Genomic DNA, 16575 nt, shown 5'->3' on the forward strand with positions numbered 1-16575 from the left:
GACCGCGTGACCGTCTTCCTCGCCTTCCTCGCCAACGTCCTGGTCGCGGTGGCGAAGACGATCGCGGCGCTCATCACCTCCTCCGCATCGATGGTCGCCGAGGCGGCCCACTCGTGGGCGGATGCCGGGAACGAGGTGTTCCTCCTCATCGCCGACCGCCGCGGGGCGAAGGCGAAGGATGCGCGGCATCCGCTCGGCTACGGCCGCAACGCCTTCGTGTGGTCGCTGATCGCCGCGTTCGGGATCTTCACGGCCGGGTCGATCGTGTCGATCATGCACGGCATCCAGGAGCTGTCCGACACCGGTCCCGTCGAGAGCCCGATGGTGGCGTACATCGTGCTGGGCATCTCGTTCGTGCTCGAGGGTGCGTCGTTCACCCAGGCGATGGTGAAGTCCCGCCGCCTCGCGAAGGAGCGGGGTTCGTCGACCTGGGACTTCGTGCTGGAGACGAGCGACACCACGCTGCGGGCCGTGTTCTTCGAGGACTCGGCCGCCCTCATCGGCCTGGTGCTGGCGGGAGGCGCGATCCTCCTGCACCAGATCACCGGGGTCGCCGCCTGGGACGCCATCGGCTCGATCCTGGTCGGGGTGCTGCTGGGCGTGGTCGCCATCATCCTCATCCGGCGGAACATCGCGTTCCTCGTGGGCGCGACCGCCGCGCCGGAGCTGAGGGCGCGTGTCGGGAAGGCCCTGCTCGGCCTGCCCCAGATCGAGCGCGTCACCTACCTGCACATCGAGTACGTGGGACCGAACCGGCTCTTCATCGTCGCGGAGGTCGACCTGGCCGGCGACGCCCGCGAGCACGACGTGGCCCTGCGGCTGCGCGAGCTGGAGCAGCGGATCGAGGAGCATGAGGCGGTCGAGACCGCGGTGCTCTCCCTGTCGGTCGACGACGAGCCCTCGGCGGAATTCGCCTCGGCCTAGACGGAGACGAGCAGCGCGCTCTGGTGGCCCGCGCTCAGCGCTGCCAGTTGTCGGCGAGCTTGTTCAGCAGCCGGGCGAGCTCGACCCGCTCAGCGCTGCCAGTTGTCGGCGAGCTTGTTCAGCAGCCGGGCGAGTTCGACCCGCTCCGCGTCGGTGAACGGCGTGAGCGCGGCCGTGAGCATCTCCCGCCTCTCCCCGCGAGCGCCGCGCGCGATGCGACGCCCTTCGTCCGTCAGGGCGATGCGCGTGCGGCGCGCGTCGTCGGGGTCGGCCTCACGGCGCACGAAGCCCCGCTCGACCCCCTGCTGCACGAGGCGGGAGGCGCGCGGCTGATCCACGCCGATCGCCGTGCCGAGAGCGCTCACGCTGAGCGGGGAGGATGCCGCGGCAAGCGCCTCCAGCATCCGCATGCGCGCGGGTCCACCGAGGCGGCCGGACGGATCCGCCATCCAGGGCGGCATCCCCGGATGACCGCGGTGGTGCTCGAAGTGATCGCGAGGGTCTTCGCCGTGTCCGCCGTGGGGGCCGCCGTGCCATCCGTGCGGACCGCCGTGTCCGCGGCCTCCGCCACGCTCCCCGGAGCCGCCGGGGCCGCCCGGGCGACGACCGCGCAGACGGGACAGGGCCTGGGCGATGGCTTCGGCGGGATCCGGCTCTGTCGGCTCGTGCGATTCGGTGGTCACCGCTCGATTTTACATGCGACTTGACATGTATCACCACTCCATGTCACACTACATGTACATGCACTGTGACATTCACATGCACACTGACAACTAAGGACTTCCCATGAACACCACGGATTCACAGAACCCCGAGAACACCTCCCGCCCCTTCGGCTACTGGCTGAAGGCCGCCGACCGCCTGATGGCGGCCGAGTTCGCGACCGCGTTCGACAGCGAGCATGCGAGCCGCCGCGACTGGCGCATCCTCAACCTCGTGGACGGCACCGTCGCATCGGACCGCCCGCTGAACGCCCACAAGCTGCACCGCCTCGTCGAGCGCGGCTGGGTCGCCCCGGAAGGGACCGGCTGGACGCTGACCGACGAGGGCCGCTCCGCGAAGGAGCGCCTCGGCGCCATCGTCGACGAGATCCGCGCGAAGGTCGCCGACGCCGTGCCCGAAGAGGACATGGCCACCACGCTGGCCTCGCTCGAGAAGATCGCCCGCGCGTTCGGCTGGGACGAGGAGACTCCTCTTCCCCGCGGTCGCCGGCACGGCTTCGGCGGACCCCGCCACGGGCGCGGCTTCCCGCGCGGCTTCGGCCGCCCGTTCGGCCGCGGCTTCGGTCACGGCGAGGACTCCGACCACGGTCAGGACTTCGAGCACGGACGCGGACGCGGCTTCGGGCCCGAGATGGACGCCGAGCACGGATGCCGCCACGGCGAGCCCGGTGCCGGCCACCGCGGTCACGGACACGGACACCCCGGTCACGGCGACCACGGCCACCGCGGTCACGGCCCGCACCGTGCCGAGCGCATGGCTCAGCATGCGTTCGAGCGTGGCTTCGACGCGGGCTTCACCCGCGGTCGCGACGCCTGATCAGCAGAAGCACCCCCACGAGACGCCTCACCCGACCTGTTCGGGTGAGGCGTTTCGTCTCGCTTCGCTCGCTCGACGAACGGGAGAGAGGCGGGGCGGGGACGGTCGTCGAGCGAGGAGCGAAGCGACGAGACGAAACGCCCCGACCCACGCCTCAGAGGTCGAGCAGTGCCACGGCCGACTCGTCGGCACCGGCGGCGCGCAGCCGGGCGCGCATTGCAGAGGCGGCGAGGGCGTAGGGAAGCTCATCGTCCATCAGCAGCGAGCGCGAATTGGCCTCCTCGTTCAGAGCCACCAGCTCGAACGCGAGCACCTCCGGGTCGGCATCGATCTCGCCCGCCGTCACCGCGTGACGCAGCTGAGCCTCGACGTAGCCGTACCAGTCGACCAGGGCGGCGCGCACGGCATCGCTCACCGGTCCGGGCTTCGAGTCCACGTCGGCCGCGGTCGCGGCGAAGAAGCATCCGCCCGTGAAGACGCGGTCCTTCGAGTAGGTCAGGGAGTTGTGCAGCAGCGCGGCGAGGCGGCGCACGCCGCGCGGATGCTCCCGCGCCGGCTCGACGATCCGCGCCGTGAAGATCTCCCGGGCCGCGGCGACCGTGGCGAGCTGCAGCCCCTCCTTGCTCTGGAAGAGTGTCGCGATGCTGCTCTTGCTCGACCCGGAGGCCTCCGCGAGGCGGCCGATCGTCAGCCCGTCGAGACCTTCCACCGACGCGAGATCGGTCGCGCTCTGCAGCACGATCCGCCGCGAGGCATCACCCCGGGCTCTCCGCCCGTCCAGAACCGCACTCTCCGACATGCCCCTAGTATACGAACGATCGTTCGCCTAATATACGTATGATCGTTCGTATTGTTCTGGCGAAGGAGCTCCCATGCCGTCCCTCCCCGCGATGCTCGCGCGCAGCATCCACACCGCAGCCGCCGCCTCCCCCGCACTCGCCGGCGACATCGCCTACCGCCTGTTCTTCACGACCTCACCGCGGATGGCGGTGCGCGATGCGGATGCTCCCACTCACGCCGACGCCCGCCGCGGACGACTGTCGGTGCGCGGCATCGAGGTCGTCACGTACGAGTGGGGCACCGGGCCGCGCACGGCGCTGCTCCTGCACGGATGGCGCGGACGCGCCTCGCAGTTCGCGCCCCTCGTGCGGGAGCTCGTCGCCGAGGGGTTCCACGTCCTCGCGTTCGATGCCCCGGCCCACGGCTCGTCGGCCGGGCGGGGCACCGACATCCGCGACTGGGTCGACGCCGCCGAGCAGCTGCAGGACCGGCACGGCCCCTTCGCCGCGATCGTCGGGCACTCGTTCGGCGCCCTCGCCGCCCTGACCATCGCGCGGTCGACCGTTCCGGCCCCGGCGGTCGTCGCGATCGCCGGGGCGGCGAGTCCCGAGGCCTTCCTCGCGCAGTTCGCCCGAGACCTCCGCCTCGACGCCGCCACGAGCGCACGCCTGTCCGCGCGGTTCCGCCGGCGACTCGACGTCGACGAAGAGACCGTGTCGGAGCGCTACGACGCGGCCCATCATCCCCTCCCCGCCGACACCGCGCTCCTCGTCGTGCACGACCGTGGCGACCGGCGGATGCCCGACCATGACTCCCTCCGCCTGCACGACGCCCACCCCGAGCGGTCCCGCCTGCTCCGCACCGAGGGCCTCGGACACACGCGGGTGCTGTCGGCGGATGCGACCCTCGACGCGGTCGTGGCGCTCGTGACGGACGGGCTGGAGGGGATCGACGCCCTCGGCACGACGACCACGGCACCTGCGGCTCGAGAGACCGCGTCGATGCGAGCCTGACCGGCCGCACCGGAGCGTGATCCTCCGCAGCAGCCGGACGTAGGCTGGATCAGTGGCGGATTCCCGGGGACGAGTATGGACCGGCGTCCTGCGCGTCGAACCGCACCGCGGCGACCACCGGGTGGCGCTTCGCGCCGCGGTCAGCGTGGCGGTGCCGCTCCTCGTGCTGTGGGCCGTGGGTCGCCTCGACCTGAGCATCTACGCCAGCTTCGGCGCCTTCGCCGCCCTCTACGGGCGCCACGACCTGTTCCGCGATCGCATCCGGATGCAGGCGAGCGCCGGCGGGGTGATCCTCGCCTCGATGCTCGTCGGCACCGCGTTGTCGGTCATCGCCGCTCCCGCCGCGGTCAGCATCCTCGTCGTCGCGCTCATCGCGTTCGCGGTCACGCTGCTCGCCTACACGATGCGGTGGCATCCGCCCGGCCCCCTGTTCCCGGTGTTCGCGGTCGGGGCCTGCGCGACCATCCCGGCGACCGTCGCCTCCTTCGGCGACGTCCTCGTCGTCGGCGGTCCGAGCGTGCTGTTCGGACTCGCGGTCACCGCTCTCATCGGCGTCCTCACCCGCAGCACGAAGGCGGTGGCGCCGAAGCCCCCGCAGCCGGTGGGACCGATCGCGTGGGAGATGGCCGTGTCGGTCGCGATCGCCATCGCGGGCGCGGGCGTCGCGGGACTGCTGATCATGGACTCGCACTGGTACTGGGCCGCGGTCGGCGCCGTGGCGGCCGTCAGCGGTCCGCAGCTCAACGCCCGGGTGATCCGCGGCGTCCAGCGCCTCATCGGCACCCTGCTCGGCGTGCTCGTCGCGGCCGGGGTCCTGGCCCTCGATCTGCCGCCCCTCGCCGTCATCGCCCTCGTCGTGGTGCTGCAGGCCTCGGCCGAGCTGTTCGTCGGACGCAACTACGGCATCGCCATGGTGTTCATCACGCCGCTCGCCCTGCTCATGGTGCACCTCGCCGCCCCCACCCCGGTCGACGTGCTCCTTCAGGACCGGGCGATCGAGACCGTGATCGGCGTGGCCGTCGGCACGCTCGTCGCCGTGGCGTCGGCCGCACTCCGGCGCCGGCAGATCACGAAGCGCGCCTGACCTCAGCCCTGCCCGCCCGACCTCAGCCGTGCACGCTCATCAGGAGCAGCATGCCGGCCATCATCAGCAGGCACGACCAGAAGGCGAATCGCTCGGCGCGGTCCGCACGGGCGCTGCCCGCACGCAGCAGCAGCCAGCCGCCGAGCACCGCGAGGCCGAGGACGACGACGAGCACCGCCGCGCCGGGCGCACCGGATGTCTGCCCGTGCGCATGGCCGGCGAAGCCGAGCGCCACATAGGGCACCGCCATGAGGAGACCCATCGCGAAGGGGTCACCCACGGCCCCGGGCGGCGACGGACGACGTCGAGCCCGCGCCCCCGCCACGGCCGCCCAGAGGAAGAACGCGAACGTCACGCCGATGCCCGTCAGCGATGCGTGGCCCTCCGCGGCGGCGGGGATCATGAGCAGAGCCATGCCTCCCGCCGCCGCGATGTGAGCAGCCGCCCCGACAACGCCGTCAGGGGCTGCCGCCGCGCTCCGCAGCCGCGCCCGCCGAGGACCGGCGGTGAGGCTCAGGCCGTCCACACCGTCTTCGCGTTCACGAACTCGCGGATGCCGAACGAGCCCAGCTCGCGACCGTACCCGGAGTCCTTCACGCCGCCGAACGGCAGTCCGAAGAACGACGCCGAGTTGCCGTTCGCGAACACGCTCCCGAACTCCAGCTCGGCCTGCAGGCGGGCGATCTCGTCGGGATCCGCCGACCACACGCCGGCCGCGAGCCCGAAGTCGGAGTCGTTCGCCGCGACGATCGCCTCATCGATCGAACCCACCTCGTACACGCAGGCCACCGGGCCGAAGCACTCCTCACGGAAGATGCGCATCTCGGGCGTGACCTCGGTCAGCACGGTCGCCGGGTAGAACCACCCCGGCCCTTCGGGGAGCTCGCCGCCGAGACGGACCGTGACCCCCTTCGCGACGGCATCCTCCACCAGCTCGTGCGCGTCCGCGCGCACCTGCGCCGTCGCCATCGGCCCGAACCCGGTGCCCTCGGCGCGCGGGTCGCCGGCGGTGATCTTCGCCATCTCCGCCACGAACGCCTCGACCCATTCGGTGTAGACGTCGGCGTGCACGAAGAACCGCTTGGCGCAGATGCACGACTGCCCGCTGTTCTGCGTGCGCGATGCCGCCGCGAACTGTGCCGAGCGCGCGATGTCGGCGGAGGGCATCACCACGAAGGCGTCGGTGCCGCCGAGCTCCAGGACGCTCTTCTTGATGTTGCGTCCGGCGGCGGCGGCGACCGCCGCCCCCGCGCCCACCGAACCGGTCAGCGTGACCGCGCGGATGCGACGGTCGTCGAGCAGCGCCGAGGCCGCGGCACCCTCGATCAGCAGGGTCTGGAACGCGCCCTCCGGGAAGCCCGCGCGCTGGAACAGCTCTCCCAGGTACAGCGCGGTCTGCGGCACGCTCGACGCGTGCTTGAGCAGCCCCGTGTTGCCGGCCATGAGGGCAGGGGCGGCGAAGCGGATGACCTGCCAGAACGGGTAGTTCCACGGCATGACGGCCAGGACCGTGCCCAGCGGCTGGAACACGACGCTGGCGGCCGATGCTCCGACCGAGGCCGCCGGCACCGGCTCCTCCGCCGCGAGATACTCCGCGGCATGGTCGGCGTACCAGCGCATGCCGTTGGCCGACTTCGTCACCTCGTACTTCGCGGTGCCGATGGTCTTTCCCATCTCGAGCACCGCCAGGCCGGCCGCGTGCTCCAGGTCGGCGTCGAGCAGGTCGGCGGCCCGCCGCATCCACTCCGCCCGCTGCGCGAAGGTCGTCTGCGCCATCGTCGCGTTCGCGGCCTCCGCCGCTGCCAGGATGCGCTCCACCTCATCGGCGGTGTGGGCGGTGAACTCCTGCACCAGCTCACCCGTGGTCGGATCGATCGTCGCAATGGTCATGAGCACTCCCTGTGTCTCGTGTCGGTGGTGGTGGTCGTCGGGACGGTCGCGGTCACTTGCCGTAGCCCTTGGTGAGCCCGGCGATGTACTGCCGGGAGAAGACGGCGAACAGGATGACGAGCGGCACGGCGCCGAGCGTGAGCGAGGCGAGCAGGGCCGGGTAGTCGTTCTGGAACTGCCCGACGAACTGCTGCACGCCGAGGGTCACGGTCTGGTTCTGCTTGCTCGGGGCGAGGATGAGCGGGAACCACAGGTCGTTCCACACCGGCAGCATCGTTATCGACGCGACGGCCGCGATCCCGACCCGCACGATCGGCAGCGTGATCCCGAGCGTGCGCCACTCCCCCGCCCCGTCGATGCGCGCGGCCTCCTTGAGCTCGTTCGGGACGGCCCGGAAGTACGTGGTCATCAGGGCGATCGCGAGCGGCAGCTGCATCGCGGTGTACACGAGGATGAGCGCGGTGAGGGTGTCCATCAGCCCCCACAACGTCATGATCTTGATCAGCGGCACGGTGCCGAGGCGGATCGGGAGCATGATGCCGACCACGAAGAACCCGGCGAGCACCGGCGTGATCGGCACCTTGTACTCCACGAGCGCCCAGGCGGCGAGCGTGCCGAGCACGATCGTGAGCACGATGGTGGCGAGGGTGACGATGAGGCTGTTCTGGTAGTTGAGCAGGAAGTTCCCACGCGTGAACACGTTGATGTAGCCCTGCAGGTTGAACGTCTCCGCGTCCGGAAGCGCGAACGGGGCGCCGAAGATGCCCTGCGTCGTCTTGAACGAGTTCATCAGCACGATGAGGATCGGGACGACGGAGAAGAGCCCCATGACGATCAGCAGCAGATGCACGCCGCTTCCGGCGAAGACGTCGGCCGCGCGGCGGGGACGACGGCGCCTCGGCGCCGCGGGCTCGGGGCGAGGGCGGCGGCTCGGGGCGGCCGCTGCGGGTCGGGTGTCGATGGCCATCGGGGGCTCCTAGAGCTCGTAGGTCTTCAGTCGGCGCTGCACGAGCCAGAAGTAGGCGGCGGTGGTCGCGAGGATGAGGAGGAAGATCACCGATGCGACGGTCGCGCCGAGGTCGAGGTCGGCGACCTGGCCGCTGGAGCCGAAGAACGATCGGTAGAAGAAGGTTCCGAGGATGTCGGTCGAGTAGTTCGGGCCGGGAGCCGAGCCGTTCAGGGCGTAGACGATGTCGAACCCGTTGAACGTCCAGATGTACGTGAGGATCACGATCAGTCCGAACTGGGGCGCGATGAGGGGGAACTTGATCCGCCAGAAGGCCGTCCAGGAGCCGGCGCCGTCGATGCGGGACGCCTCGATCACATCGTCCGGGATCGCGAGGAGCGCGGTGTAGAGGAAGATCATGGGGATCCCGATGTACTGCCACACCGACATCAGCGAGATCGTCGGCAGCGCGGTCGCCTCGGTGCCCAGCAGCGGGAACTCGACCAGTCCCCACAGCGGGTTGATGATCAGGCGCCAGATGAAGCCCACGATCACGACCGAGAGGGTCGCCGGGATGAACAGCAGCGTGCGGTAGGCCCCGACGGATCGGCGCAGTCGCCCCGAGGTCAGCAGGGCGGCCATGAGCAGGCCGATCGGCAGCTCCACCAGCAGGTGGATGAGGAAGAACTCGACGTTGTTGCCGAGCGCGTTCCAGAAGCGGGCGCTCGTGGTCGGGTTCGTGAACAGGTCGACGTAGTTCGCGATGCCGACGAAGGCGCTCTGCTGCCCGCTGGACTCGAAGAAGCTGAGCACCACCGAGCTGATCAGCGGGTACACCGAGAAGGCCACGTAGACCACGAGTGCGGGCAGCACGAACATCGCCAGCAGGCGGTAGCGAGCGGGTGTGCGGATCATGCCGGGGCTCCTGTGCGGATCGGATGCCGGAGGCGGAAGCGTCGCTCCCGCCTCCGGCGGAGGGTCACGGTGCGGGCGTGTACCAGGAGTCGAGTCCGGCCTGGAGCTCGGCGGTCGCCTCCTCGGGCGAGAGCCCGCTGTTGTACATGAGCTGCGCGACGCGCCAGATCTCGTCGTCGAGCGGCGGCTGTCCCGCGCTGAGCCGGTCCAGGGCCAGACGGGAGGTGAGCTCGGCGTCCACCTTGAGGTCGGCGAACTCCTGCGCGAGGGCGTTCTCGTACTTCACGGGCTCAGTGCCCATGGAGAAGAACCCGGGGAGCTTGTTCACGTACAGCTGCTGGAACTCGCTCGTGCCCAGCCACTCCAGGAACGCGGTCGCCGCCTCCTTCTCCTTGCTCGCGGCGTTCAGGCCGAAGGCCATGTCGGCCATCTCCTGCTGGTAGCGCTGGTCACCCTCGGCGGCGGGCGGGGCGCCGAAGACGCCCACGTCGAGACCGGTCGAGGTGACCTGCGAGATCTGCCACGATCCGTCCGGCAGGATCGCGGCCTTGCCCAGCGTGAACAGCTGCGTCATGTCCTCGTAGGAGATCGACTCGTACCCCTTGGGCAGGTAGTCCTTGAAGGAGTCGAAGACCCGGAAGCCCTCCACGAAGTCGGGGTCGGTGAGCTTCTTCGAGCCGTCGATGAGTCCGAGCCGCCCCTCCTCGCCCTTCCAGGCGTTGGGTCCGACCTGGTAGAGCATGTTGTAGGCCAGCTGCCAGCCGTCGGCGCTGCCGAGGGCGAGCGGGGCGTACTGCCCGTCCGCCTTGATCGCGTCGAGCACCTCGAGGAACTCGTCCTGCGTCTTCGGCACCTCGAGACCGAGCTCGTCGAAGATCGCGGTGTTGTAGTAGAAGCCGGCGAGCACGGACGCGACGGGCACGCAGTACGGGGTGCCGTCGTCGCCCTCCCAGGCGGAGAGCGCGGACTCGGGGAACGACCCGATCGCGTCGAGTCCGTCGAGCGGCTCGAAGTATCCCTTGTCGATCCACGACCGGTTCACGTCGAACGGACGGCACATGATCACGTCGGGACCGGTGCCGCCGTCGATCTGCGACTGGATCGCGGCGTTGTAGTCGTTGGTGTCGATCGGCGCGTACTCGACCTTGATGCCGGGGTGGTCGGCCTCGAACGCGGGGATGATGTCGTTCTCCCACATCGTGGCGTCCTCGGTGCGCCAGGTGCCGAGCGTGAGGGTGACGGAATCGGGGTCGTCGCCACCGCCGGACGCGCATCCGGCGAGGCCGAGGGCGAGGGTGGTGACGGCGAGGGCGGCGAGTGGTGCTCTGGCGGAACGCATCATGACCTTCTCTCTGAGAGGACGCGCGGTCTCGGGAGGACCTGCCACACCATTGCGGCGGCGCGCGGTGCAGGTCAGCATATATAGGTCTCAATGCGGTAGCAAGAGGTATCTACCATTTCTGATCATTGTTCTTACTCTGGTCCTTCTGATAGACATTCATAAGACAAGTGGTATCTTGTGGATAACAACCTCTGAAGGAGGCTCCAGTGATTCGTGTCGGCATCCTCGGCTCCGGGTTCATCGCAGACTCGTACGCCGATTCCCTGCTGGATGTGCGCGATGGTGTGCTGGCGGCGAACTTCTCCCGCGACGCCGGACGCGCCGCCGACTTCGCCGCCCGCTGGAACAGCCCGCGCAGCTACACCGACATCGCCGACCTGTGCGCCGACCCCGACATCGACGTCGTGGTCGTGGCCCTGCCCAACGAGGCCCACGTCGACGCCGTGCGCATCGCCGCCGCCGCGGGCAAGGGCATCATCTGCACCAAGCCGCTCGCCCGCACCGGCGCCGAGGCCGCCGAGATCCTGCGCATCGTCGAGGAGGCCGGCGTCTGGCACGGCTACGCCGAGAGCTCGGTGTTCTCGCCCAACGTGGCGAAGGCGCACGAGATGGCGCAGGCCGGCGGCATCGGCACCCTGCTCACGATGCGCGCCCGCGAGGCGCACTCCGGCCCGCATGCCCCGCACTTCTGGGATGCGGAGACCGCGGGCGGTGGCGCCCTGCTCGACATGGGCTGCCACACCGTCGAATCGGCCCGGCACTTCTTCGGCAAGGACAACCCCGTCACCGAGGCCTTCGCCTGGGGGTCGACGCTGGTCCACTCCGACAAGACCACCGGCGAGGACACCGCGGTCGCCCTCCTCAAGTTCGCGGGCGGACAGCTCGCCATCATCGAGTCCTCCTGGGCCGAGAAGGGTGGGATGCAGCTGCGGCACGAGTTCAGCGGCACCGACGGCCGCCTCGTCACCGACACCTCCGTGACCCCGGTGTGGGGCTTCCTCGGCAACCCGACCGGCTACCTCGTCGAGAAGGCGGACTCCGAGACCGGCTGGGTGCACCCGGTGCCGGAGGAGACGCGCGCCTACGGCTTCTCGCAGCAGATGCGCCACTTCATCGACCACTACGCGGCGGGCAAGACGCCGATGGAGACGTTCGAGGACGGCTGGGTCGTCAACTGCATCCTCGACGCCTGCTACCGCGCCATGCGCTCGGGCACGTGGGAGCCGGTGCGCCTCGAACGGTGAGCACCGACCGAGGGCACGAAGACGCGCCCTCCTTCCCGCGGCCTTCGCACAGACAAGGAGAGACCTGAGAATGACGAACACACTGCCCGCCGGAGCGAACGCGCTGCTCGCGACGCTGACCGCCGCCGAGATCGTCGCGAACCGCGCGACCCTCGAGGCCGCCGGCATCGCGACCCCGGAGACCCACTACTCGTACGTGGGGCTGACCGCCCCGGACAAGCGGCGCCTGTTCGCGGGCGAGAAGCTCCCCCGTCTGGTGCGCAGCTTCCTCATCGACATGACCACCGGGGTCTCGCACGACGTCGTGGTCGATCCGGCCGCCGGTGCCGTCGTCTCCTCCCGGGAGCTCGACCCCGTCGTCGACGGCGCCGTACCCGTGGTGCTCCGCGAGTTCGGCTACGTCGAGGAGGTCGTGCACCAGGACGAGCGCTGGATCGCCGCGATGGCGAAGCGCGGACTGACCGACCTCTCGCAGCTGCGCGTGAACCCGCTGTCCGCCGGCGTGCTCGCCGACGACGAGAGCGGTCGCCGCATCCAGCGCTGCTTCACGTTCGTGCAGCGCACCCCCGAGGACCTGGGCTGGGCCCACCCGGTCGACGGAGTGACCGTGATGGTCGACGTCGTCACGGGCGAGGTGCTCGACGTGATCGACCACATCGACCTCCCGGTCCCGCAGGAGGACGGCAACTACCACCTGTCCTCGTGGCGCGGACCCGACCGCCAGGGCCTCAAGCCCATCGAGATCACGCAGCCCGAGGGCCCCAGCTTCACGATCGACGAGGACGGCGTGCTCGACTGGGCCGGCTGGCGCCTGCAGGTCGGCTTCGACCAGCGCGAGGGCCTCGTGCTGCACGACGTGTCGATCGCGGACGGCGACGTGCAGCGCTCCGTGCTGTACCGCGCGTCGATCGCCGAGATGGTCGTCCCCTACGGCGACCCGAGCCCGCAGCGCTGGTTCCAGAACTTCTTCGACGGCGGCGAGTACCTCTTCGGCGGCTTCGCGAACTCGCTGGAGCTGGGCTGCGACTGCGTCGGCGACATCACCTACCTCGACGCGGTGGTGGCCGGCAATGACGGCGATGCCCGCGTGGTGCGCCAGGCCATCTGCATCCACGAGGAGGATGCGGGTGTGCTCTGGAAGCACTCCGACAACTGGAACGGCTCGTCCGAGACGCGACGCAACCGTCGTCTGGTCGTGAGCTTCTTCATGACGGTCGGCAACTACGACTACGGCTTCTACTGGTACTTCGGCCTCGACGGCACGATCGAGTTCGAGGTCAAGGCCACGGGCATCGTGTTCACCTCCGCCTACCCGGGCAAGGGCTACCCGTTCGCGACCCAGGTGGCGCCCGGGCTCGGCGCCCCGAACCACCAGCACCTGTTCAGCGCGCGACTCGACGTCGCGGTCGACGGGCTCGCCAACGCGGTCGACGAGGTGGAGGCGGTCGCCGTGCCGCGGGGACCGCAGAACCCGCACGGCACCGGCTTCACGCAGCAGATCACGCGGCTGCGCACCGAGTCCGAGGCTCAGCGCATCGCCGACAACCTCACCGGTCGCGTGTGGTTCGTGGGCAACACCGAGGTGCAGAACCGGCTCGGCGAGCCCGTCGGCTGGGTGCTCTACCCCGAGGGGAAGCCGCTGCTGCTGGCCGATGCCGAGTCCGACATCCACAAGCGCGCCACGTTCACGACCAAGCACCTGTGGGTCACGGCGTACGAGCCGAGCGAGCAGTACCCGGCGGGCGACTTCGTCAACCTGCACCCGGGCGGAGCCGGCATCCCGCAGTGGGTCGAGGCCGATCGCCCCATCGACGGCACCGACATCGTGCTGTGGCACACCTTCGGCCTGACGCACTTCCCGCGCATCGAGGACTGGCCGATCATGCCCGTCGACACCGCCGGATTCGTGCTCAAGCCGCATGGGTTCTTCGGACGCAACCCCTCCCTCGACATCCCCGGCGCGGCCGACCACTGCGCGACCTCGCCGGGTCACCACGACCACCACGCCGGGCACTGACCGGACGAGCACGAGCACAAGGAAAGACATGGACGGATACATCAGCTACGCCGAGGCCACCGCGGCCCAGGCCGATGGCCTCGCGACCGCGATCCCGCACATCGAGCGGCAGGTCGTCGAGCTCGCCGCCCGCGGTGCCCTGGGCGAGGTCGGGCCGCTCTTCCTCGGCATCGGCGCCAGCCTCGCCGCGGCCGCGCCCGCCGTCTGGCACCTGCGCGAACGCGGCATCACCGCCTGGCGCCTGGACGCCGGCGACACCCCGCTGCCCCTCGCGACCGGCGAGCACCCCGTGATCGCGGTCTCCCAGAGCGGGCGGAGCAGCGAGACGATCGCGGCCCTGAACACGATCCCCGAGGCCCTCCGATACGGCGTGGTCAACACGGTCCCCTCCCCGCTGTCCGACCTGGCCACGCGCCTGGTCGGACTCGGCTCGATCCCGGACAGCTACGCCTCGACCATCGGATACACCGCGACGGTCGTCGCCCTCAGCATGCTGGCCGAGGCGTGGGCCGGCGGCGAGGTCGACCCGGCCTGGCACGACTTCGCCGCGCTCTTCCGCGAGACTGAGACCATGCTCGCCCCGCAGATCGACCGCGCCGCGGATCTGATCACCTCCGTCCCCAGCCTCGACTTCGTCGGCGGCGGGTCCTCGACCGGCTCCGCCGAGGCGGGTGCGCTGCTCTTCCGCGAGGTGGCCCGGATCCCGGCGAGCGCGATGGGCACGCGCCAGTACCTGCACGGCTCGATGGAGTCGGCCGGTGAAGGCGCCCACGTCCTGTTCGGCAGCGAGCGCGAGCACGAGGTCGCCCGCATGCTCAGCGCCGCCGGGCACCGGGTCGTGCTCGTCACGACCGACGACGTCGAGAGCGCCGAGCTGCTCGAGGTCGTCCGCCTGCCGCAGAGCTCGCCCAACGCCCGAGCCGTGCTCGAGGCCCTGTTCCTGCAGGGCCTGGTCGCCCGGGTCGCGCAGGCCAGAGGCGTGGAGATCGAGGAGTTCGTGTTCCACAACGACGACACGAAGGTCGACGCCGGAGCGGCTCAGTGACCCCATCCGATGACGCCCTCGCCCCGCGCGAGGGACTCATCGTCGGCATGGACGTCGGCGGCACCAAGGCCGCGGTGCGCGCCACGACGGCAGACGGTCGACTCGTCGCCGACGTCGTGGTGAGTTCCGCCGAGTGGGATGCCGAGCCCGTCGATGCCGCCGCGGACTGGCTCGTCGACGTCCTGGCGCGTGCGCTCCCCGCCGATGCCGTCGTCGACGCCCTCGCGATCGGCGCCCAGGGACTCGACAACGTCCCGGTCGCGCGCGACCTCGCGGAGGCGCTGCGTCTCCGCGGCCACGCGCGGGTGCGCTGCGTCAACGACGCCGCGCTCCTCGTCCCCGCCGCGGGGCTGGACGCCGGCATCGGTCTGATCGCCGGTACCGGCGCGATCGGCGTGGGTGTCGATGCGACCGGAGGCCCACTCGCCGCGGGCGGCTGGGGATGGGTCATCGGCGACGAGGCCGGCGCCGCGGGTCTCGTCCGCGAAGCCACCAGGGCCGCCCTGCTCGCCCACGACGACGGCGAACCCGACGACGGACTCCTCGGCGCCCTGCTCGCCGACTTCGACGTGGCCGACGCCGAGCGCCTCGCCCGTGCCGTGAACGACGAGCCCACCATGGCCAACTGGGGGCCGCACGCCGCCGCCGTGTTCCGGGCCGCCGATGCCGGCTCCGCCCTCGCGGCACGCATCGTCCACGACGGCGCCGCACATCTCGTGCGCCTGGTCACCCAGCTGCGGCGACGCGGCGCGGTGGGCGACGCCGTGGTCGCGGCCGGTGGCGTCATCACCGCGCAGCCGCGTCTGGCCGATGCGGTGCGCGCACTGCTCGCGCAGCAGCATCCGGATCTCGGCTTCGTGCTCCTCGACGAGCAGCCCGTCGCCGGCGCCTGGTACCTCGCGAACCACCTGGACTGACGCGACGCGGGTCTGGGCGCTCGTGTGACCTCGGCGTGCTCACCGGGTCTGCTCGCCCTCAGCGGGCGGGACCTCAGCGGGCGGGACCTCAGCGGGTGGGGCCGGCGCCGCGCGTGAAGACGGTGCGCAGACGGTAGCGCTCGCCCACGTAGCGGATCGTCGAGAGCGAGACCACCCGGCCGTCGGAGCCGTGCGCGACCTGGCGCATCACGAGCAGGGGGCTGCCGACCGCGACGTTGAGGGCCTCGGCCGCCTGCGCGTCCGCCTCGCGCGCCTCGACGGTGCTGTCGGCGCGCTCGGGGCCGGAACCGGCGGAGTCGAGCAGGTCGTAGAGCGAGTCGACGGCGAAGTCGATCTTCGAGACGTCGGGCAGCAGCGCGGCGGGCACGACCGAGGCGTCCAGCGCGATGGGCACGCCGTCGAGCAGACGGATGCGGTCGAGACGGAAGATCGGCGTGCCGGGAGCCACACCGATGGCCTCGGCCTCGTCGAGGCTCGCGTGTCCGGTCTCCGCGCGCCGGACGATCGACGTGGACTCCAGTCCCATCCTCCGCGCGGTCTCGCTGAAGGACTCGAGGCTGTTCGGCCACTCCTTCGCGACGGGAGCCGAGGCGACGTACCAGCCGCGCCCGTGGGACGAGCTGAGCACGCCCTCGTCGACGAGCTGCAGCAGCGCCTTGCGCAGGGTCACCCGGCTGATGCCGAGCTGTGTGCACAGCTCGCGCTCCGGAGGCAGGCGCATGCCCTCGGCGAGACGGCCGGACGAGATCTCGACCTTGATCAGGTTGACGGCCTGGATCCACAACGGCTCCGGGTAGTCCGCACGAATCGGCGATTCACTGATGCTGCTCGTCATCCCTGCCCCCTCGGATGTGTGGCTTCCACTCTGCACCGTACACGGCGCCGACGCACCATACCA

General features: G+C 70.6%; 16 protein-coding genes. 8 read left to right on the forward strand and 8 right to left on the reverse strand.

Going from position 1 to position 16575, the window contains the following annotated elements:
• The first annotated feature begins 6 nt into the window (after positions 1 to 6).
• Positions 7 to 924: a cation diffusion facilitator family transporter gene (locus tag AC07VM_RS06075; RefSeq protein WP_267416284.1), complete on the forward strand. Its 918-nt coding sequence runs from the start codon at positions 7 to 9 to the stop codon at positions 922 to 924.
• Positions 925 to 1013: 89 nt separating this feature from the next.
• Here the strand turns inward: AC07VM_RS06075 and AC07VM_RS06080 are convergent, their stop codons facing one another.
• Positions 1014 to 1607, reverse strand: a complete 594-nt coding sequence (locus AC07VM_RS06080; RefSeq protein ID WP_494910375.1) for a MarR family winged helix-turn-helix transcriptional regulator — start codon at positions 1605 to 1607, stop codon at positions 1014 to 1016.
• Positions 1608 to 1710: 103 nt separating this feature from the next.
• Between AC07VM_RS06080 and AC07VM_RS06085 the strand changes: the two genes are divergently transcribed.
• Positions 1711 to 2463, forward strand: a complete 753-nt coding sequence (locus AC07VM_RS06085) for a winged helix DNA-binding protein (RefSeq protein ID WP_494910376.1) — start codon at positions 1711 to 1713, stop codon at positions 2461 to 2463.
• Between the two features lie 154 nt (positions 2464 to 2617).
• On the opposite strand, the gene AC07VM_RS06090 is transcribed toward AC07VM_RS06085, so the two are convergent.
• Positions 2618 to 3262, reverse strand: coding sequence for a TetR/AcrR family transcriptional regulator (locus tag AC07VM_RS06090; protein WP_494910377.1), 645 nt, complete (start codon positions 3260 to 3262; stop codon positions 2618 to 2620).
• 73 nt (positions 3263 to 3335) lie between these two features.
• On the opposite strand from AC07VM_RS06090, the gene AC07VM_RS06095 reads away from it, so the two are divergent.
• Together AC07VM_RS06095 and AC07VM_RS06100 are read left to right on the forward strand one after the other, a co-directional pair.
• Positions 3336 to 4256 (forward strand): alpha/beta hydrolase family protein, encoded by a 921-nt coding sequence (locus AC07VM_RS06095; protein WP_494910378.1) that lies wholly within the window; start codon positions 3336 to 3338, stop codon positions 4254 to 4256.
• Positions 4257 to 4308: 52 nt separating this feature from the next.
• Positions 4309 to 5340, forward strand: coding sequence for an FUSC family protein (locus tag AC07VM_RS06100; RefSeq protein ID WP_494910379.1), 1032 nt, complete (start codon positions 4309 to 4311; stop codon positions 5338 to 5340).
• 22 nt (positions 5341 to 5362) lie between these two features.
• Here AC07VM_RS06100 and AC07VM_RS06105 read toward each other — a convergent pair whose 3' ends face one another.
• The 5 genes from AC07VM_RS06105 to AC07VM_RS06125 all read right to left on the reverse strand — a co-directional run bounded on the left by AC07VM_RS06105 (position 5363) and on the right by AC07VM_RS06125 (position 10430).
• Positions 5363 to 5755: a hypothetical protein gene (locus AC07VM_RS06105; protein ID WP_494910380.1), complete on the reverse strand. Its 393-nt coding sequence runs from the start codon at positions 5753 to 5755 to the stop codon at positions 5363 to 5365.
• Between the two features lie 98 nt (positions 5756 to 5853).
• Positions 5854 to 7230, reverse strand: coding sequence for an aldehyde dehydrogenase family protein (locus tag AC07VM_RS06110; RefSeq protein ID WP_494910381.1), 1377 nt, complete (start codon positions 7228 to 7230; stop codon positions 5854 to 5856).
• Between the two features lie 52 nt (positions 7231 to 7282).
• Positions 7283 to 8197 (reverse strand): carbohydrate ABC transporter permease, encoded by a 915-nt coding sequence (locus tag AC07VM_RS06115; protein ID WP_494910382.1) that lies wholly within the window; start codon positions 8195 to 8197, stop codon positions 7283 to 7285.
• A 9-nt stretch (positions 8198 to 8206) separates the two neighbouring features.
• A complete protein-coding gene (locus AC07VM_RS06120) occupies positions 8207 to 9091 on the reverse strand; it encodes a carbohydrate ABC transporter permease (RefSeq protein WP_262001835.1) in 885 nt (294 codons plus the stop codon).
• 64 nt (positions 9092 to 9155) lie between these two features.
• Positions 9156 to 10430, reverse strand: a complete 1275-nt coding sequence (locus AC07VM_RS06125; protein WP_267416293.1) for an ABC transporter substrate-binding protein — start codon at positions 10428 to 10430, stop codon at positions 9156 to 9158.
• Between the two features lie 209 nt (positions 10431 to 10639).
• On the opposite strand from AC07VM_RS06125, the gene AC07VM_RS06130 reads away from it, so the two are divergent.
• The 4 genes from AC07VM_RS06130 to AC07VM_RS06145 all read left to right on the forward strand — a co-directional run bounded on the left by AC07VM_RS06130 (position 10640) and on the right by AC07VM_RS06145 (position 15656).
• Positions 10640 to 11677, forward strand: a complete 1038-nt coding sequence (locus tag AC07VM_RS06130; RefSeq protein WP_494910383.1) for a Gfo/Idh/MocA family protein — start codon at positions 10640 to 10642, stop codon at positions 11675 to 11677.
• A 70-nt stretch (positions 11678 to 11747) separates the two neighbouring features.
• Positions 11748 to 13694, forward strand: coding sequence for a primary-amine oxidase (locus AC07VM_RS06135; protein WP_494910384.1), 1947 nt, complete (start codon positions 11748 to 11750; stop codon positions 13692 to 13694).
• A gap of 28 nt (positions 13695 to 13722) precedes the next feature.
• The gene (locus tag AC07VM_RS06140) at positions 13723 to 14739 is read left to right on the forward strand and encodes an SIS domain-containing protein (protein WP_267416297.1); all 1017 of its coding nucleotides are present in this window, start codon (positions 13723 to 13725) and stop codon (positions 14737 to 14739) included.
• Positions 14736 to 15656: an N-acetylglucosamine kinase gene (locus AC07VM_RS06145; RefSeq protein WP_494910385.1), complete on the forward strand. Its 921-nt coding sequence runs from the start codon at positions 14736 to 14738 to the stop codon at positions 15654 to 15656. Before AC07VM_RS06140 ends, AC07VM_RS06145 begins: the two co-directional genes overlap by 4 nt.
• Positions 15657 to 15744: 88 nt before the next feature.
• Here AC07VM_RS06145 and AC07VM_RS06150 read toward each other — a convergent pair whose 3' ends face one another.
• On the reverse strand, positions 15745 to 16512 hold the full coding sequence (locus AC07VM_RS06150) for a GntR family transcriptional regulator (RefSeq protein ID WP_267416300.1): 768 nt from the start codon (positions 16510 to 16512) through the stop codon (positions 15745 to 15747).
• Positions 16513 to 16575: the final 63 nt, after the last annotated feature.

It is taken from the genome of Microbacterium sp. GW821-FHT01D02 (assembly GCF_059422585.1).

Bases quoted from the DNA above. Each gene is read 5' to 3' on its own strand.
- AC07VM_RS06085 (WP_494910376.1), top strand. From the start codon at position 1,711: ATGAACACCACGGATTCACAGAACCCCGAGAACACCTCCCGCCCCTTC.
- AC07VM_RS06090 (WP_494910377.1), bottom strand. From the start codon at position 3,262: ATGTCGGAGAGTGCGGTTCTGGACGGGCGGAGAGCCCGGGGTGATGCC.
- AC07VM_RS06095 (WP_494910378.1), top strand. From the start codon at position 3,336: ATGCCGTCCCTCCCCGCGATGCTCGCGCGCAGCATCCACACCGCAGCC.
- AC07VM_RS06105 (WP_494910380.1), bottom strand. From the start codon at position 5,755: ATGGCTCTGCTCATGATCCCCGCCGCCGCGGAGGGCCACGCATCGCTG.
- AC07VM_RS06110 (WP_494910381.1), bottom strand. From the start codon at position 7,230: ATGACCATTGCGACGATCGATCCGACCACGGGTGAGCTGGTGCAGGAG.
- AC07VM_RS06115 (WP_494910382.1), bottom strand. From the start codon at position 8,197: ATGGCCATCGACACCCGACCCGCAGCGGCCGCCCCGAGCCGCCGCCCT.
- AC07VM_RS06120 (WP_262001835.1), bottom strand. From the start codon at position 9,091: ATGATCCGCACACCCGCTCGCTACCGCCTGCTGGCGATGTTCGTGCTG.
- AC07VM_RS06125 (WP_267416293.1), bottom strand. From the start codon at position 10,430: ATGCGTTCCGCCAGAGCACCACTCGCCGCCCTCGCCGTCACCACCCTC.
- AC07VM_RS06135 (WP_494910384.1), top strand. From the start codon at position 11,748: ATGACGAACACACTGCCCGCCGGAGCGAACGCGCTGCTCGCGACGCTG.
- AC07VM_RS06140 (WP_267416297.1), top strand. From the start codon at position 13,723: ATGGACGGATACATCAGCTACGCCGAGGCCACCGCGGCCCAGGCCGAT.
- AC07VM_RS06150 (WP_267416300.1), bottom strand. From the start codon at position 16,512: ATGACGAGCAGCATCAGTGAATCGCCGATTCGTGCGGACTACCCGGAG.